This is a genomic window from Brevundimonas sp. Root1423, from assembly GCF_001426805.1.
The window spans coordinates 28,105-46,488 of record NZ_LMFL01000067.1 but is presented as its reverse complement, the minus strand read 5'-3'; the positions used below and the strand labels follow the sequence as shown (position 1 = coordinate 46,488).

Sequence of the window (18,384 nt, the reverse complement as noted above, 5' to 3'; positions counted from 1 at the left end):
CGCCCGTCGCGGGGCCGCGCACAAGGGTTCGCGAACCGTCGGCTTTTCAGGGATGGGGCGACGCCCCCGCCGTCAGGGCGGGGGCGCGTCCGAAGCTTACCAGCTGGCCTTGAGCTTCACGCCGATCTGGTTGTCCTGCAGACGCTCGCTGAACAGGCCCCGATAGCCGGCCGACACGGTCACGCCCTCGGCGACCCCGACCTCGAGACCGAAGTCGGCGAGACCGGCCAGCGGCGGCGTTTCCGCACCCTCGATGGTGAAGGCGCCGAAGCCCGTCGGGGCGCCGCTGAAGCGCATGTCGCCCGTGGCCTGACGGTCGCCCGTCGTGGCCAGGACGCCGGCTCCGGCGTAGATCCGGAAGCCGCGCCCGTCGACGCGATAGTCCTGCGTCGCGCGTGCGCTGAGCTGCAGCGACTGCCAGTCACGCTCCAGCCCCGAGGCCTGCAACGACAGGCCGCCAGCGCCGGTTTCGGTGAAGCCGTCGACCGAGGCGTTGGACGCCGTGCCGATGGCGCCGAGGGCGATCATGGTGTTGTCCGACACCTGGAAGCGGCGCGCCACGCTGGCCGAGAGCGCCTGGCCCTCGACGTGGGTGTTGCCGATGGCCTGACCGCCGAACGCGCCGACCCGGACGCCGCGACGGCTGTCGAGGTCGCCGCCGTAGAAGGTCGCGGTCACGTCCGTCGCCCAGGCGCCGTCGTCGAAGGCGACATAGGCCGCCGCGTGCGACAGGTCGCTTTCGTAATGGGCGTCGCGGGCCGCGACATCGCCTTCCAGACGACTGACGCCGCCGGCCGCGCCGATGCTCATCGAACCGTTGCGAACGCCATAGCCGCCGGCGAAGCCGTTCAGGCGGCTGTCGACTGTAGCCTGGCCCGGCTTGCCGTCCAGAGTCTGGTCGCCGGCGTAGGCCGAGACCCAGCCGCCCGCGCCGCGTGCGGTCGAGGCCGACGGATCGAAGGCGCCCAGGACGTCGCCCAGACGGTCGGCCACGTTGTCGCGACCCCCGGCGAAGCTCAGCCCGTCGACGAAGTTCATCGCCTCGCCGCCGTCATCCCGGCCGCCGAGGCCGCCGTCGCGCACTGCGGTCAGGAAGCTGTCGTTGGCGCCGAACAGTGAGGTGGTCATGTCAGCGAGCGGCTCGCCGCTGATGCTGTCGAAGGCCGCCGCCCGGTCGGCGGCGTTAAGGCCGGCGATGAGGCTGAGGATGCCGGCGAAGTCATCCGAAGCGTTCAGTTGGCCGCCCGAGAGCGCCTGGCCCACCGCCCGCTGGTTTCCGGTTCCGGTCGCGCCCGGATCGAAGTCGGTCAACTCGCGCAGTTCCAGCACGGCGCCGTTGGGGCTCAGATCGTAACGGACCCGCCAGAACAGGTTCTCCGGACCCGCCGCGGTGAAGGTCCCGCCGTTGGCGAAGGTTCCCACCAGGGTGTTGGCCTGCAGGAACAGGTAGCGGGTCGAGAAGTCGAAGTCCGTGGCCGCCGAACCCCGGAAGGTCGGAGCCAGCAGGCCGCCGGTCAGGGTCGCCGCGCCGTTGATGCGCAGCTGGTCGATCAGATTCCCGCCCGACTTGCCCAGCACGTCGATGGCCAGCGTGCCGCCGTTCAGCGTCAGGCCGCCCGCGGTGAAGCCGCCGATGCCGTCCTGGACGCCGGCCAGGCCGGGGGACAGGACCGCGCCGTTCGACGCCCTCAGGGCTCCGCCGATCGTGCCCGCCCCGGTCACGCTGCCGCCCGAGGCCGTCAGGCCTCCGGTGGTCGTGCCCAGGAAGCGCAGTTCGCCGCCGGTGTTGCTGATCGATGCGATGGTGTGATCGCCCATCAGGGTGAACAGGCCGCCGGTGTGAACCAGAGAGCCCGAGCCCGACAGACGGCCGCCGAAGCCCGACTCGACGCCGCCGAAGGTCAGGCGGCCCGCGCCGACGTCGACATTGCCGGTTCCGAACAGGGCGCCGACGCGCTCGTTGAAGCCGTTGACGTTGAAGGTCGCCCCCGCCGCCGTCCAGACCGACGCCGCGTCCGAAAGGCGCTCGTTGGCGCCCAGCCGCAGCGTGCCGGCGTCGATCGAGACCTGGCTGGCCGCCGCCGTTCCGTTCAGGGTCGAGACCCCGCCCAGATTGAACAGGGCTCCGGCGCCGAGGTTGGCGTTCACCGTGGCCGCGTTCAGCTGGTACTGGGCCGCCGTCAGCGTCCCCGTGCCGTTCAGGGCGCCGCTGATCATCGCCAGGCCGACGGTGTCGTCGAAGCCGTTCAGGTTCAGGATCGAGCCCGAAGCGACCGAGACCGTGGCCGTATCCGCCAGACGGTTCGAAGCGCCCAGCGTCAACGTCCCGGCCTGCACCACCACATTGCCCGCCGCGCTTGACCCGGTCAGGATCGAGACGCCGCCGACATTGAACAGATTGCCGGCGCCGAGGTTGGCGTTGACGGTCGCGCCGTTCAGATCGTACTCGCCCGCCGTCAGCGTGCCGGTCCCGGCCAGCGTGCCGCTCAGCAGCGCCAGGCCGACGGTGTCATCGAAGGCGTTCAGGTTCAGCGTCGCGCCCGAGGCCACCAAGACCGTGGCCGTGTCGGCCAGACGGTTCGAGGCGCCCAGGTCGAGCGTGCCGGCCTGCACAACGACATTGGCCGCCGCGCTTGACCCGGTCAGGATCGAGACGCCGCCGACATTGAACAGATTGCCGGCGCCGAGGTTGGCGTTGATGGTCGCGCCGTTCAGATCATATTCGCCGGCCGTCAGCGTGCCGGTTCCGCCCAGTGTGCCGTTCAGCAGCACCAGGCCGACGGTGTCATCGAAGGCGTTCAGGTTCAGCGTCGCCCCCGAGGCCACCAAAACCGTGGCCGTGTCGGCCAGACGGTTCGAGGCGCCCAGGTCGAGCGTACCGGCGTTGACCGACACCTGCGCCGAGCCCGACATTCCGTTCAGGGTGGAAACGCCCGACTGCTGGATCAGCAGGCCGGCCCCCAGATTGGCGTTCACGACGCCGCCGGACAGGGTGTAAGTCCCCGCCGTCAGGGTGCCCGTTCCCGCCAGAACGCCGGCGAGATCGATTGTCCCGACGGTGTCGGTGAAGCCGCCGAGCGCCAGCGTCGCGCCGGAGGCCACGGTCACCGCGGCTCCGTCCGCCAACCGGTTCGAGGATCCCAGCGTCAGCGTTCCGCCCGTGACAGCCACCTGGCCGGCCGAGGCCGTGCCGTTCAGGGTCGAGGATCCGATGCTGAACAGGGCGCCGGACCCGAGATTGGCGTTCACCGTGCCGCCGTTCAGGGCGTACTGCGCCGCGGTCAGCGTGCCGGTGCCGTTCAGAAGGCCGTTCAACGTCAGAACGCCGACGGTTTCGTTGAAGGCGTTGAGCTCAAGCCTGGAACCCGACGATACGGATACCGTGGCGGTGTCGGCCAGCCGGTTCGACGCGCCCAGCGACAGGGCGCCGCCATTGACGAGGACCTGGCCCGCGCCAGCCGTTCCGTTCAGCGTGGTCGTACCGGCAATCGCGTTGAACGTTCCGGCGCCGAGGTTGGCGTTGATGACCGCGCCGTAGCTCGTGTAGCTGCCGGCGGTCAGCGTTCCCGTCCCGTCGAGCCGGGTTCCGGTGAAGAAGGTCGAGGTCGCGACGGTGTCGCTGAACGTTCCCATGTCGACGACACCGCCGAAGCTGGCCGTCAGGTTGGTCGCGTCGGCGAGCACGTTCGAGGCGCCGAGGCGCAGTGTTGCGCCCGAGGCCGTTGTGGCGCCGGTGTAGGTGTTCGCGCCGCTGAGCGTGAGTACGCCGCCGCCCGTAACCGTGACGCCGCCCGAGCCGCCGATGACGCCGGCGTAGTTGCTGGCGCCCGCGCCGCCCACGGTGAGCGTGCTGGATCCAAGCGCCACGAAGCCCGAGCCGTTCAGGGCGCCGATCCGCTCGCTGGCGTTCAGCTGAAGCGCGCCCGGCGCGGCGATGGTCACCGTCACGGCGTCGTTGATCGCGGCGCCGCCGCTGACCGCCAGGGTGCCGGAGTTGATCGTCCACGTCACCGTCGAGGCGTCCACGCCGGTCAGGGTGAAGGTTCCCGCGCCATTCATGGTCCGGGATTCGAAGTTGATCAGATTGCCGATGTCGAAGCTCGACGAACCGGCGCCCGCGACCACGAACGCATCGAAGTCATCGCCGCCGTCGATGAGCCCCGATGTTGCGGCCCCGCCATGCATGAAGAGGGTGTCGTCGCCGCCGGCCAGCGACAGTCCCCCGGTCAGCGTCGAGCCGTCGCGCAGGGTGATGGTGTCGACGAACGAGCCGACCGAAAGGATCGCCGCGCTCGTCCCGCTGATTGAACCGCCTGAGAGGTTGTCGACCGAGCCGCCGCCCGCCAGACGTACGCCCGCGCCGTTGAGGCCCGTGATCGCGCCGGCGTTCGTCACCGTGGCCATGCCGGCGGCCCCGTTCACGCCGTTGGTGGCGCCGCGGATCAGCCCATTGAGCTGATTGTCGACGACGCCGCCGTTCGAGAAGGCGAGGCCCGAGCCGCCGGTTCCGATTATCGACCCGCTATTGGTCACCGAACCGCCGGCGGCGAGCACAGCGGCGTTTCCGCCCGTGATTGAACCCGAGTTGATCAGGGTCGAGTTCGCGCCGTCGAGCGAGACCGCGCGCAGGCCGGCGGTGATCGATCCGAAGTTCGTGATCGAGGCGTTGGCCCCGGCGAGCTGGACGCCATAGCCGTTGGTCGAACTGACCGTTCCGGTCGCCCGGTTGGTTACCGTGCCCGCGTTGTTGAAATAGACCGCCGCGTTCGTGTTGGTGTTCGAGATGGCGCCGGCGTTGTCCAGGGTCGATCCCGCGCCGACGAACTGAACGGCCGTCGCGGTATTCGAGATCGAGCCGCCGGCCTGGTTGGTCACCGTGCCGACGCCATCGAAATAGACCGCCGAGAACACGCTTCCGGCGGAGATGACGCCGGCATTGGTGACGCTGGATCCTGACCCCACCAGGCGGACGGCGTTGCCCGTCGTCGCCGCGATCGTAGCACCGCTGGCGTTGGCGACGCTCGCCAGCGTGTTGGCCGTGACGCCGTTGACGCCACGGATCTCGCCGCCTGACAGGTTGCTCAGGGCGCCGCCGCCGTTCAGGGCGACGCCGGCAGTCGTGCCGTTGATCAGACCGCTATTGGTCAGCGAGCCCGAACCGGTGAAGACGACGCCGGCGCCGTTCGCGGTCGACACCGTACCGCCCGAGGCCACGTTCACCGTCGAGTTCAGGCCGGCGGTGACGGCCGCGCCGTTGGCGACGCTGACATTCGACAGGGTCGCAGTGGAACCGGCGGCGACGTTGACGCCGTTGCTGGCCGTGATCGCCCCGCTGAGGGTCACCACGCCGCGGACGCCGACCGTGCCGGAACCGCTGACGGCGTTGGCGAAGTCGTGATTGTCGCTGCGAGCGAAGACCAGCGCCGCGTTGTTGACCACCGAACCGAGGATCGAGCCGGCCGCGGCGCCGTCGCCGATCTGCAGCGTGCCGGCGTTGATGGTGGTTCCGCCGCTGTAGGTGTTCTCACCCGCGAGGATCAGCGTGCCGAGGTCGGTCTTCACCAGTCCGCCGGAGCCCGTCAGTTCAGAGGCGATGGTCGCCGTCCAGGCCGCGCTCGGGGCCGTGCCGTCGCCGACACGGATCGTGTTGGTGGCGTTCGCCAGGGTGATGGAGTCGCCCTGGATGCGATAGCCGTCCGCCGCGAACTGCATGCCGGTCACGCCGACCGCACCTGCACCGTTGGCGACGGTGACGACGCCGCCGACGCCCTGGAAGATGGCGAAGCCGGGCTGCGGCTGCATGGCGCCGTTGAACAGGCCGCTGGAGTCGGTCCATTCCGAGCCAGCGGCCGTCCAGGTGCCCGCGCCGCCGTTGACCGCGCCATTGTCATGGCCGCCCGGGCCGCCGTCCCAGAACAGCAATTCCGTCGGGGCGTGGACGATGTTGATCTGGCCCGCGACCGAAGTCTGCACCGCCACGCGCTGGGCGCCGGCCGGCGTCGTGCCGATGACGAGGCCGTTGTCGGTCAGGACGCCGCCATAGGTCATCAGACCGTAGACGCCGAAACCATAGGCGCCGGTGCTGGCGACGTTGACCGTGCCGTCCAGCGTCAGGTCGCCGGTGACGGCGAACAGGGCGGGACCACCCGCGCCGCTGAAGGTCGCATTGATGGTAGAACCCGATGACAGGTCCAGCGAGCCCATGGTCAGGGTCGTGCCCTGGGCGCCGATCAGGGTGGCGCCGCTGGCGACCGTGACCGCGCCCGTGACGGAGCCGCCGCCGTTCAGCGTGGCGCCGTTGGCGACAGTGGCCGCCGCCTGGAGCGTGCCGTTGACGATCAGGGAGCCCTGAACCGTGGCGCCGCCCGCGAAGGCGCCAGTCCCTGTCAGGGTCAGCGTGCCGGACTGGTGCGCGAAGGTTTCGAAGTTGGCGAGGTTGTTCAGATTGACCGAGGCGACGCCGCCGCTGAGGTTCGAGGTGAAGCTGTCCGTGCCGGTTCCGGCGTCGATCAGGCCGCTGAACGCGCCGCCCTGGTAGAGGAAGCTGTCGGCGCCGGCTCCCAGGGTCGCGCTGGTCATCGAGCCCGTCGACGCGAGCGTAAGGTTGTCGATCCCCGAGCCGGTCGTGGCGTCGTAGGCGCCGTTCAGCAAGCCTGCGATGCCGACGGTCTGCGTGCCGGTCGCGGTGGACAGGATCTGGCCGTTGGTAGTCGAGCCGGCCAACAGGTCGAGGGTCTTGCTGCCCGCGCCGGACAGCTGGATCGAACCCAACCAGCCCCCGATCGCGCCACCCGACTGGTTGGTGATCGTGCCGGCGCCGGTCATCTGCACCCCGTAGCCGATCGAGCCGTCAATCAGGCCGGCGTTGCTGAGCGTTCCGGAAGCGCCGTTGCTGAAGCTGACGCCGACGCCCCCGAGAATCTCGCCTCCGGCGAGGTTGGTGACCGAGCCGCCGGCGCCCAGCGCGAGCGCCGTACCGGTGTTGCGGCTGATGTGGGCGGACGTGGTCGCTGCGTCGGGCGCCGCGCCGCTGGCGATGACGCCGGAGTTGGTGATCGCGACCGAGAAGTTCGCGCCGATTCCGCTCAGCGAGTTCACGATCAGGCCGGCGTTGCTGATGGTGCTGCCGTTCGCGTTGACGAAGACGCCTTCGTTGCCGGCGCCGACGATGAGGCCGCCGGCGTTGTTGGTCAGGGCGGTGGCGCCGTTCAGAATAATCGCGTCATTGAAGCCCCGGATCAGGCCGGAGTTGTTGATGGTTCCGCCGGCCGTGACGACGCCGTAGTTGCCGAGGATGGTCCCGCCGGCCTGGTTGGTGATCGAACTGCCGGCCGCGTTGCTCTGGACCCCGCCCAGCGTCCCGGTGATCAGACCATTGGCCTGGTTGACCAGCGTCAGGACGCCGTTGGTGGCCACACCGTAACCGTTGACCGTGACCGTGCCCGCGATGTTGCGGCCGATCGTGCCGGCGTTGGTGATGCTGACCGCGCTTGCGGAGGCGCTGGAGACGCCGTTGCCCAGCGTGGCCGTGATGTAGCCGCCCGCGAAGTTGTTGACGGTCAGGCCGCCGGCGGTGTTCTCGACGCCGTTGTACAGATCGCCGACAATCAGGCCGTAGTTGTTGACCACCAGCAGATCGGTCGAGCCGGACTCATGCCGGACGCCGGCGTTGCGGCCCTGGATGGTCGAGCCCGCGCCCGTGTCGGTGATCGAGCCGTTGTTGACCGTGGTCGTGCCGCCCGCGCCGCCGTTGAGGACATAGATGCCCGCGCCGACGGTTCCGTCGCCGCCGGTGCCGGCGTTCTGAAGCAGGCCGAGATTGGTGACAGTGGCGCCAACGCCGCCGCTGGTGATGCGGACGCCGTTGTACTGGCCGCTCTGCAGGGATGCGCCGTTCGCCACCGTCAGGCTGGCGCCCGCGCCGCTGATGACCGCGCCGGTGTTGGTTGAGCCGGTGCGCGAGCCGCCAAGGATCAGATTGGCGCCCGCGCCGCTGACCGTCAGCTGGCCGGTGGTGGTGATCGCGCCGGCCAGGGTCGTGGCGCCCGTGCCGTTGATGTTGATCGCGCCGGAGCCCGAGATGGCCTGGCTGGCTGTCCCGGCGGATGCGTTCTGATAGGTCAGCGTGCCGTTGTTGACGATGCTGGCCCCCGAGATCGAGGCCGTCGTGCCCAGCAGGGTGGCGCCGGAGTTGATCCGGGTGACGCCGCCCCACGTGTTGGCGCTGTTCGTCAGGGTGATGGAGCCGCCGCTGAAGGTGACATACTGGTTCGCGCCGCCGACGCCGCCGGTCTCATAGATCTGGCCGGCAAGCGTGATGGCGCCGCCCGAGGTGTTGTTGAGAATGGTCGGATCGGCCGCCTGTTGCCCGTCGACGACTTCCAGCGAGATGGCGTTGTTGTAGGTGCCGGTCGCCGCGAAATCGATCTGCGGATCGATCATCCGGATCAGGCCTGTACCCGCCGCGCTGGTGTGGCTCAGCCGCAGGATGCCCGCGTTGACGACCGTGCCGCCGGTGTAGGTGTTGTTGCCCGACAGGTTGACGGTGCCGGGCCCGTTGAGGGTCAGGACGCCGGCGCCGCTGACGACGCCCGACTGGGTCAGGGTCTGGCCCGAGGCTGCGCCAAGGCTGCCCGCGCCGGTCATGGCGAGGGTCCGCGTATTGCTCAGCGACGCCGTGGTCGTGATCGAGCCGCCGCCGGTCAGGGTGAGCCCGGTCGCGCCCTGGAACTGCTGGGTGTTGCTTACCGTGAGGGCCGCGCCGTTGATGGTCAGGCCCGAGGTGAAGCTGTTCTGGTTCCCGGTGCCGGTCAGAGTCCAGGCGCCGCCCGTGAAGGAGCCGGTCTCCCAGCCGCTCAGATTGTCGACGCTGAAGCTGCGCGAGCCCGAACCGTTGAAGGTCAGGCTGTCCACGCCCGAGCCGGCGTGCAGCAGGGTGTAGCCCGTGGCGCTGGTGTTCAGGGTCAGGTTGACCGCGCCGCTGTTGCCCGTGGCGTCAAGGTTGCCGGAGAATCCGCCCGCGACGGTCACCGTGCGCGCGCCGCTTCCCGACAGGATCACGTCGCCGGTCGTCGTCGATCCGGCCTGAAGATCGATCGTAGCCGTACCGCTGGTGTTCGCCTGGATGGCCGCGACCGATCCGCCGGAGATCGTCGCGCCGGAGGCGCTGGTCAAGGCAAGAGCGCCGCTCGTGGTGACGTTGACGGCATAGCCGTTGCCGCTGATCGTGCCGCCGGAATTGTTGGCGATGGTGACGGTTCCGGCCGTCTGCGAGATCCCGGCGCCCGTGCCGACGGCCGAGCCGTTGATCGAGCCCGTGTTGGTCACCCCGAAAGCGCCGCTGCCGGTCATGACGAGACCGGCCGAGATGCCCTCCAGGGTCCCCGCGTTCGTCAGGCTGGATGCACTGCCCCCGGTTCCCGTGTTGGAGGACGTAAGAGCGTTGGTAACCGCGGTCACCGTGCCGTTGTTGACGATCGTGCCGCCGCCGCTCGCGAGAGCGATGGCCACGCCCGCGCTCGCGCCAGCGGTTGAGACGGTAGCGCCGACGTTGTTGGTGAAGTTGACCCGGCCCGAGGTGCTGAAGATGCCGGTGGACTGGCCCGTGATCGAGCCCGAGTTGCTCGCGGTGCTGGTGGCGCCGCCGTTGAAGTAGAGGCCGATCCAGTTGTCGAGCACGCCCGTGCCGAGCACATTGACGGTCGCGCCTGCGGCGGCCGTAATGCCGAAGCCCGTGCCGCCGACGTTGGTCAGCGAGCCCGAGAGGTTCAGCGTCGTGCCGGTCGCGATGTCCCACACCGCCCCGCCGTTCCGGCTGCCCGTCAGAGTCAGCGTGCCGCTGAGGTGGTTGTAGGTCTCGAAATTCGAGAGATTGGAGAGGTTGAGCGACCCGGAGCCGCCCCCGCCCAGCTGGCTGTTGAAGGTGTCGCCGGTGCCCGCGCCGGCGTTGATCGTCGAACCGATCGCGCCGCCCTGCCAGGTGAACTGGTCGTTGCCGCCACCGAGCGCGACTGCGCCGGTGATCGCGCCGGTCGACGCCAGGGCGATCGTATCGACGCCGGTGCCGGAGGCGGCGTTATAGGCGCCGTCCAGAAGGCCGGCGACCGTGACGGTCCGCGTGCCTGTATTGTCCGACAGGATCTGGCCGGTCACCGTCGAGCCAAGGTTCAGGTTGATGACCGCCAGGTCGTCGCTGGCCAGCCGGATGCCGCCAACGCCGCCGCTGATCACGCCGCCCGAGTTGTTGGTCAGCGTCACGACGCCGTCCGCGACCTCCACGCCGAAGCCGTATGTGGCGTCGCCGCCGCCGGTGATCGTACCGCTGTTGGTCACGGTGTTGGGTGAACCGGTTGTGTTCAACCGCAGTCCCGACAGGCCGGCGCCGCCGGTTCCACCGGCCGTGTTGATGGCGCCGCTGTTGGTCAGGGTGATGCGGCCGCCGTTCACGTTGTAGCCGTGCGCAACGCCCGTGACCGTGCCGCTGTTGTTGTGCGTGGTGGGGTTGCCGCCGGAATAGACGCCGTCGTAGCCGGTGATCGTGCCCGTGTTGGTCACCGAAGCGCCGCCGGAGCCGTAAACGCCCGCGGTGCCCGTCGATCCGGTTCCGGTGATCGTCCCGGCGTTGTTCACCGAGGCGACGTTCTGGTACCAGATGCCGCTCGAACCGGTGATCGTTCCGGTCGCGGTATTGGTCACCAGGCCGTCGCTGCTGAAGTGCACGCCGTGGCTGCCCGTGCCGCTGGCGGTCAGGGCGCCGTTGTTGGTGACCGTGTTCGTCCCGTTGACCAGATACAGGGCGGCGTTCGAGGACGTGTTGCCGGTCGATGTGATGGTGACGCCCGCGGCGATGTTGACCGCGTAGTTGCCGACGTTCGTATAGACGCCGGTCGCGCCGGTGACGTTGGCCCCCAGGTTGAACGTGCCGGTGTTGCCGAACGTCCCGGCGGTCACGCTGATGGCGCGAGCCGTGGCGGTGATCGCCGCCGTGGTCGTGAGGTTGATCGTGTTCGTCGAGGTGCCGGTGGTCGACAGGTCCACGCCTGTGGCGAACGCCGTGACGTTGCCGATCGCCGCACCGACATTGATCGAGAACAGGTCGACGTTGGTGCCGCCGCTGCTGGTGGCGATGATCCCGGTGCCAACGCCGTTCGAGGTGCTGTTGATCGTGCCGCCGCCGCTGGTGGTGATCTCGGCGCCGGCGGTGTTGGTGGAGTGGATGCCCGTCGGGGCGACGATCGCCGCCTGGGACTGGATGTTGCTGCGGCCGCCCGTCGCGTCGGTGCGGATGCCGGTGACCAGCGCATTGATCGAGCCGCCCGTCATCTCGACGAAGCTGCCGTAGAAATTGCTCGAATTGATGCCGGTGTCGAAGCCCGAGAAGGTTGACGAGCCCAGCTGGATGCTGGCGTTGACGGCGGTGACGGCGTTGAAGCCGGCGATGTGGGTGCCGTTGGCGACGAACGACTGGCTCTGGTTCGAGGCGTCGAACGAGACATAGCCCGAGGCGGCCAGGAGGTTGATGCCGTAGCTGCCCGTGAAGGTCGAGCCGCTGGAGGTGATGCCGATGCCCATGTTGGCGTTGGTCTGGACGTAGAGCGCCGCGCCCCCGTTCACCGTCGTGGTCAGGGTGTTGACGCCGGTCAGGGTCACGCCGGTCGAGTTCAGGCCGCCGGTCGACCCCAGGATGCGCAAGGCGTCGGCCGTCGGAGCGCCGGTGGTGTTGTTGATGACCACGCTGTCGACCGTGGTCGTGGTCGACTGGCTGATGTTGGAGATCTGGATGCCGCCGCCGGATCCGGACTGGTCGCTGACCGTGGGAGCGCCGCCGCCTGACCGGGTGATCGTGCCGCCGCCGGCGGGGTTCACGACAACCTGGGCGAAGGCCGGGGAGACCGCCAGCGACGCCGCGATCAGGGCTGTGGATCCCAGCAGGCCCATACGCATCCGCCGCGCCGCGTCGGCGCTGGTGTTCGAGCGAGCAGGCGTGCGCGAGCCCGCGACGGGGCGCTTGTTGGAAGCCGACATGTAGAACTCACCCCGAACGGCCGGCTTCCGCCGACGCTAAATATCAACCACGCACAGAGGGAGCACACGTCGCCCACACCAAACGGACGGCGGTAATACATTGGCAACCATAGTGAAGGAATGGCTCGCATAGCGGCGTTCGTCCCAAACTTGGGACGTCTCGCCTGAAGCGGGATTTCTCCAGATTCCGTGGTGGTTTTCTCTCCACGTCGGCGAGACACTTGGGGCGTGCAGGCGATGTCCCGATTCTACCGGGCGCTGACGAATTTAGACTTAAGGATGTGCGAACATCCGGACGTCCGTACTTGGAGTTGAGCCTTCCGCGCCACAGTTCCGGCGAAATTCGCCGTGGGGCGGTCCGGAACTGTGGCGAAACGGCAATAGACGTGGGAGATAGCCGCCTTGGCTTGCAACTATCGCTTCCGCGTGGTGTTGTGTTCGCCGACGCTGTCTAATCATCACGGAGCCGACCTATGAAGAAAACTCTTGCTGCAATCGCGACCGGCGCCCTGCTGATCGCCGGCCAGGCCGTCGCCGCCAACCAGGTTTCCGCCGCCCCGAGCGTCGCTGACCGCGTGGGCAGCACCGCCGGCGCCTCCGACGAGTTCGGCGGTTCGATCGCCCCCGGCCTGATCTTCGCCGTGGTGGCCATCGCCGCCTTCGCCGCGGTGGTTGCCGCCGACGACGACTCCGAGAGCGACTAAGTCGACCGGCTGACGAGTTCGTCGGCCTTCAGACCATCATGGACGGCGGCTCCCCCGGGAGCCGCCGTTTTCGTTTGCGCCATTGTCGTTTGCGCCGGGACCGGGCGCGCGCGACGGCGCCGTCAGTGATCCTGGGAGACCTCCCGCATCCAGCCGACCCATTTGCGGCGGCTGTCCTCGGGATCGCCCGGATACGAGGCCTCCACCTCGGCGCGATAGGCTCGTGCGGAGACCTGGTAGGCCTCGCTGAACATCCGGTTCAGGCCCGCTTCGTCGCCCAGTCCGAATCTATGGGCCAGTTCGGCCAGCGTTAAGGCCGTCCGGTTGTCCAGGGCCCTGCGCACAGCGTCCAGCCGACGGTTCTGGATCAGCCGGGCGACGCCGCCATAGTCCTCGAACAGCCGGTAAAGGGCCGAGCGGGACATGCCGGTTTCCCGGCTCACCGTCGCGACCGAGAGGCCCGGATCGCCCAGATTGTCCTCGATCATCCGCCCTACCGCATCGCGGCGCGCATATTCCCGCCGATGCGCCTCGTTGCCGACGCGTCCCTTGTCCTCGACGGCCCCCAGGATATGAATGAAGGCTCGCGCCAGCCCGGGCAGCGCCTCGGTCTCGATCGTGTCGCCGTGGCGGGCCAGCGACCGGAGGAAGTCCGCAAGCATCAGATTGCGTGGCGCCTTCAGCAGCCGTCCGTGCAGCCCCCCGGCCGTTCCACGCGCCGCCTCGATCAGGTCACGGGACACGCTGACGGTCAGAACATGCGCATCGATGAATTCAGTCCGCGCAGGACGAACCGTGTCCATCACATAGATTTCTCCGGGGCTCGCCAGGTTGAACCCACTGGCCGCCCCGCCAATGACCTGGCCCGAGATCACCAGACTCAGAACGATATGATCGAAGCGATCCTTGCTTGCCCGCCCATCCCGGGAATGGACCACCCCCGTCAGGCGCCTTTCGAAAAGCAGCAGGCCATCCAGCCGCCACGCGCTGACCTGGGCCTGGAATGGCCCGTCGCCCCGGGTTACATCCGACCCGTTGCTATACAGCAGCCGATAGGCCTCGAACGCCTCGCCTTCGGACAGCGCGTCGCTGGAATAACTGAAGCGCTCTGTCATGCGGGACGGATACTGCTACGCAAAGGTGGGGAAATCAGACGCTGGCGTCCACGGCCTCGTCGCACTTGGGCTGAACGAACGCCGTGCGTCAACCGGTTGCTCCGGGCGGCGGCGCCTCATCCCCCATAGACGGCCTCCCGATTTTGTTTTAGGCTTAAAATATGTTGTCAGGACGGGCCGTCACAAGCATAGCCGTCGTCGGCGCCGGACCCGGCGGCCTGTACCTCGCCATATCCCTGAAGCTGCGGAACCCGGCGCTCGATGTGATCGTGCACGAGCGCAATCGGCCCGACGACACCTTCGGCTGGGGCGTGGTGTTCTCCGACCAGACCCTGGCGAATCTCAAGCTCAACGACCCCGAAACAGCGGCGGCGATCGAGGCGGCCTTTGTCCACTGGGACGATATCGACGTGCATATTCACGGTCGGACGATCCGTTCTGGCGGGCACGGCTTCGCGGGCATCGGCCGCCAGAAATTGCTGACGGTCCTTCAGGACCGCGCCCGCTCGCTGGGCGTCGACCTCCGCTTCCAGGACGAGGTCGCCGACATTCGCGCCCTGCCCGCCGACGTCGTCGTCGCCGCGGACGGCCTGAACAGCCGCATCCGGAATGACAATCCCGAGGTCTTCGGCGTCGATATCGACGTGCGGACCAACAAATACATCTGGCTGGGCACCAGACAGTCGTTCGACGCCTTCACCTTCGCCTTCGTCGAGACCCCTCACGGCTGGATCTGGGCCCACGCCTACCAGTTCGAGCCGGGCGCCTCGACCTTCATCGTCGAATGCACCGAGGCGACCTGGCGCGGCCTCGGCTTCGACGCCATGGATCAGGACCAGACCTGCCGCACCGCCGAGGCGCTGTTCGCCGACTGGCTGGGCGGCCACGCCCTGATGAGCAACGCCAGACATCTGCGCGGCTCGGCCTGGCTGAACTTCCCGCGCGTCGCCTGCGCCAATTGGCGCGACGGCAAGGTGGTGCTGCTGGGCGACGCCGCCCATACCGCCCACTTCTCCATCGGCTCGGGCACCAAGCTGGCGTTCGAGGACGCCATCCGCCTCGCCGAAGCCCTGACAGAAGGCGGCGACCTCGACGCCGCCCTCGCCGACTACGAAGCGGAACGCCGGGTCGAGGTGCTGAAGCTGCAGAGCGCGGCGCGCAACTCGACCGAATGGTTCGAGACGGTGGACCGCTATGTGGACCTCGACCCGCTGCAATTCGCCTACAGCCTGCTGACCCGCAGCCAGCGCGTCAGCCACGAAAACCTGCGCCTGCGCGACAAGGGGTTTCTGACCAGCGTCGAGCGCTGGTTCGCTGAAAGCGCGGGCGCTCCGCCTACGGACGAACCGCCCGCGCCGATGTTCGCGCCCTTGCGGCTGCGCGGCCTGACCCTGCCCAACCGTGTCGTCGTGTCGCCCATGTGCATGTATTCGGCCGAGGACGGGACGGTCGGCGACTTCCACCTCGTCCATCTCGGCGCCCGGGCCCTGGGCGGGGCGGGACTGGTCTTCACCGAGATGACGGACGTCTCGGCCGACGCCCGTATCACGCCGGGCTGTGCAGGGATGTACCGTCCCGCGCACCGCGACGCCTGGAGGCGGATTGTCGACTTCGTCCATGGGCAGGGTTCGCGCCTCGCCATCCAGCTGGCCCACGCCGGACGCAAGGGATCGGTCGAACGGCCGTGGGGTCCGCGCGCCGACCAACCGCTCGAGGAAGGCTGGGAGTTGATCGCCCCGTCCTCCATTCCGTGGTCGGACGAAGACCGGACTCCGCGTGAAATGACCCGCGTGGACATGGACCGCGTCCGGGATGATTTCGTCCGCGCCACGCGTTGGGCCGATGAAGCCGGCTTCGACATGGTCGAGCTGCACTGCGCCCACGGCTATCTGCTGTCGTCCTTCCTGACGCCGATGTCGAACCACCGCGCCGACGAATACGGCGGCTCCGTCGACAATCGGCTGCGCTTCCCGCTGGAAGTCTTCGCCGCCATGCGCGCCGTCTGGCCCGACGACAAGCCGATGTCCGTCCGCCTGTCGGCCAGCGACTGGGTCGAGGACGGCCTGACGCCCGAGGATTCCGTCGCCATCGCCCGCGCCTTCGCCGAGGCCGGCTGCGACCTGATCGACGTCTCCGCCGGCCAGACCTCGCCGGACTCGAAACCCGTCTACGGCCGCATGTTCCAGACGCCCTTCAGCGACCGCATCCGCAACGAGGCGGGGGTGGCCACCATGGCCGTCGGCAACATCTATGAGACCGACCACGTGAACAGCATTCTCGCCGCCGGCCGCGCGGACCTGTGCGCCCTCGCCCGGCCGCATCTGGCCGATCCGAACTGGAGCCTGCGCGCAGCCGCCGAACTGGGCTGGCGCGGGATTCAGCCGCCGGTCCAGTACCGCGCCGGCTTCGCCCAGCTGGCCCGCAACCTTGAAAAGTCGTCGCAGGCGGGGCCCGTATGAGCCTGACCGGACACCACGCCGTGGTCACCGGGGCCGGCTCCGGCATCGGCCGGGCGACGGCCGAACGGCTGGCCGAGGCCGGCTGTCAGGTCACCCTGATCGGACGCCATGTCGCCCGTCTGAACGAGACAGCCGACCGCATAGGCGACCTCGCCTTCGCCGCCCCCGCCGACGTCACCGACCCGGACGCCCTGGCCGCCGCCATCGAGGTCGGCCGCGACCGGTTCGGCCCGATCGACATCCTGATCAACAATGCCGGCGCCGCGTCGTCCGCCCCCTTCCTCAAGACCGACGCCGACGCCTTCCGCGCCATGCTGGCGCTCAATCTCGAGGCTCCGGCCGAAGCCGCCCGACTGGTCCTGCCGGGCATGCTGACGCGCCGTTGGGGCCGAATCGTCAACGTCGCCTCGACGGCGGGCCTGAAGGGCTACGCCTATGTCTCGGCCTATGTCGCGGCCAAGCACGGCCTCGTCGGCCTGACCCGCGCCCTGGCGCTCGAGGTCGCCTCGAAGGGCGTCACCGTCAACGCCGTCTGCCCCGGCTTCACCGAAACCGAACTGGTCGCCCGCTCGATCGAAGCGATCATCGGCAAGACCGGCCGCACCGAGGACGAGGCGCGCGCCGCCCTCGCCGCCTCCAACCCCCAGGGCCGGTTGATCACGCCAGACGAAGTGGCCATGACCATCGTCTGGCTCTGCGGCGACGGCGCCTCCGGGGTCAACGGCGCCGCCGTCCCCGTGGCCGGGGGCGAGCTGTGAGCGCCGCCGCCGCTCTTCCTGACCGCCCGCTTCCGGACAGGTTGGGCGGCGCCCCCGACGGCAAGCGCTCGCTGCGCCTGTGGCTGCGGCTTCTGACCTGCACCACCACCATCGAACAGACCATTTCCCAGCGCCTGCGCGACGAGTTCGGCTCCACCCTGCCCCGGTTCGACATGCTGTCGGCGCTGGATCGCGCGGGCGAGGCGGGCCTGACCATGGGCGAGGCGGCGGGCATGCTGATGGTGTCCAACGGCAACGTCACCGGCCTCGCCGCGCGGCTCAAGGCCGACGGCCTGATCGAGGCCATGGCCGGGACTGATCGCCGGGTTCAGCGCCTGCGCCTGACGCCGCCCGGCCAGAGCCGCTTCACCGCCATGGCCCGGGCTCACGAACGCTGGCTCGAGGCCCTGTTCGCCGACCTGACCGCGGCCGAGGCCGACGACCTGACCCGCCTGCTGGAGCGCGCCAAGCGGTCGCTCCACGCCACCACGCACGAGGAGCTGAACGGATGAAGGCGCGCGACTACAAGGCGGCCCATTTCCTGTGGTCGGTGGACGACGACGGCGTGGCCACCCTGACCCTGAACCGGCCCGAGCGGAAGAATCCGCTGACGTTCGACTCCTATGCCGAGATGCGCGACCTGTTCCGTGCCCTGGTCCACGCCGACGACTGCAAGGTCGTCATCGTCACCGGCGCCGGCGGCAATTTCTCCTCGGGCGGCGACGTGCACGAGATCATCGGCCCGCTGACCGAAATGGACATGCCGGCCCTGCTCGCCTTCACCCGCATGACGGGCGATCTGGTCAAGGCGATGCGCGGCTGCCCGCAGCCAGTGATCGCCGCGCTGGACGGGGTCTGCGTCGGCGCCGGCGCCATCATGGCCATGGCCTCGGATCTGCGCATCGCCACGCCGCGGACGAAGACGGCCTTCCTGTTCACCCGTGTCGGCCTGGCCGGCTGCGACATGGGCGCCTGCGCCATCCTGCCCCGCCAGATTGGCCAGGGCCGCGCCTCGGAGCTGCTGTTCACCGGTCGGGTCATGACCGCCGACGAGGGCGAGCGCTGGGGCTTCCACAATCGGGTCGTCGAGGGCGAGGCGCTGATGGAGACGGCGCTGGAACTGGCCCGTCCGCTGGCCAGGGGCCCGACCTTCGCCCACGGCATCACCAAGAACCAGCTCAACGTCGAATGGGACATGAGCCTGGACGCCGCCATCGAGTCCGAGGCCCAGGCCCAGGCCATCTGCATGCAGACCAAGGACTTCCGTCGCGCCTACGAGGCCTTCGCGGCGAAACGCGAGCCGGTGTTCGAGGGGAACTGAGCC

At 69.0% G+C, this 18,384-nt stretch carries 7 protein-coding genes; 5 read left to right on the top strand and 2 right to left on the bottom strand.

Annotated elements, in window-relative coordinates:
* Positions 1-96: 96 nt before the first annotated feature.
* Positions 97-12,024, bottom strand: a complete 11,928-nt coding sequence (locus ASD25_RS26880) for an autotransporter-associated beta strand repeat-containing protein (RefSeq protein WP_056621496.1) — start codon at positions 12,022-12,024, stop codon at positions 97-99.
* 473 nt (positions 12,025-12,497) lie between these two features.
* On the opposite strand from ASD25_RS26880, the gene ASD25_RS26875 reads away from it, so the two are divergent.
* Entirely contained in the window at positions 12,498-12,728 is a 231-nt protein-coding gene (locus ASD25_RS26875) for a hypothetical protein (protein WP_055831424.1), read from the top strand.
* A gap of 122 nt (positions 12,729-12,850) precedes the next feature.
* On the opposite strand, the gene ASD25_RS26870 is transcribed toward ASD25_RS26875, so the two are convergent.
* Entirely contained in the window at positions 12,851-13,843 is a 993-nt protein-coding gene (locus ASD25_RS26870) for a helix-turn-helix domain-containing protein (protein ID WP_055831427.1), read from the bottom strand.
* 164 nt (positions 13,844-14,007) lie between these two features.
* Between ASD25_RS26870 and ASD25_RS26865 the strand changes: the two genes are divergently transcribed.
* Genes ASD25_RS26865 through ASD25_RS26850 form a run of 4 tightly spaced genes read left to right on the top strand, consistent with a single transcriptional unit; the run spans position 14,008 to position 18,381 of the window.
* Positions 14,008-16,302, top strand: a complete 2,295-nt coding sequence (locus tag ASD25_RS26865) for a bifunctional salicylyl-CoA 5-hydroxylase/oxidoreductase (RefSeq protein WP_235562897.1) — start codon at positions 14,008-14,010, stop codon at positions 16,300-16,302.
* The gene (locus tag ASD25_RS26860) at positions 16,299-17,060 is read left to right on the top strand and encodes an SDR family NAD(P)-dependent oxidoreductase (protein ID WP_055831432.1); all 762 of its coding nucleotides are present in this window, start codon (positions 16,299-16,301) and stop codon (positions 17,058-17,060) included. Before ASD25_RS26865 ends, ASD25_RS26860 begins: the two co-directional genes overlap by 4 nt.
* Positions 17,057-17,572, top strand: coding sequence for a MarR family winged helix-turn-helix transcriptional regulator (locus tag ASD25_RS26855; protein ID WP_055831434.1), 516 nt, complete (start codon positions 17,057-17,059; stop codon positions 17,570-17,572). Before ASD25_RS26860 ends, ASD25_RS26855 begins: the two co-directional genes overlap by 4 nt.
* The gene (locus ASD25_RS26850) at positions 17,569-18,381 is read left to right on the top strand and encodes an enoyl-CoA hydratase family protein (protein WP_055831436.1); all 813 of its coding nucleotides are present in this window, start codon (positions 17,569-17,571) and stop codon (positions 18,379-18,381) included. The genes ASD25_RS26855 and ASD25_RS26850 overlap by 4 nt, the downstream gene beginning before the upstream one ends.
* The last annotated feature ends 3 nt before the right edge of the window (positions 18,382-18,384 follow it).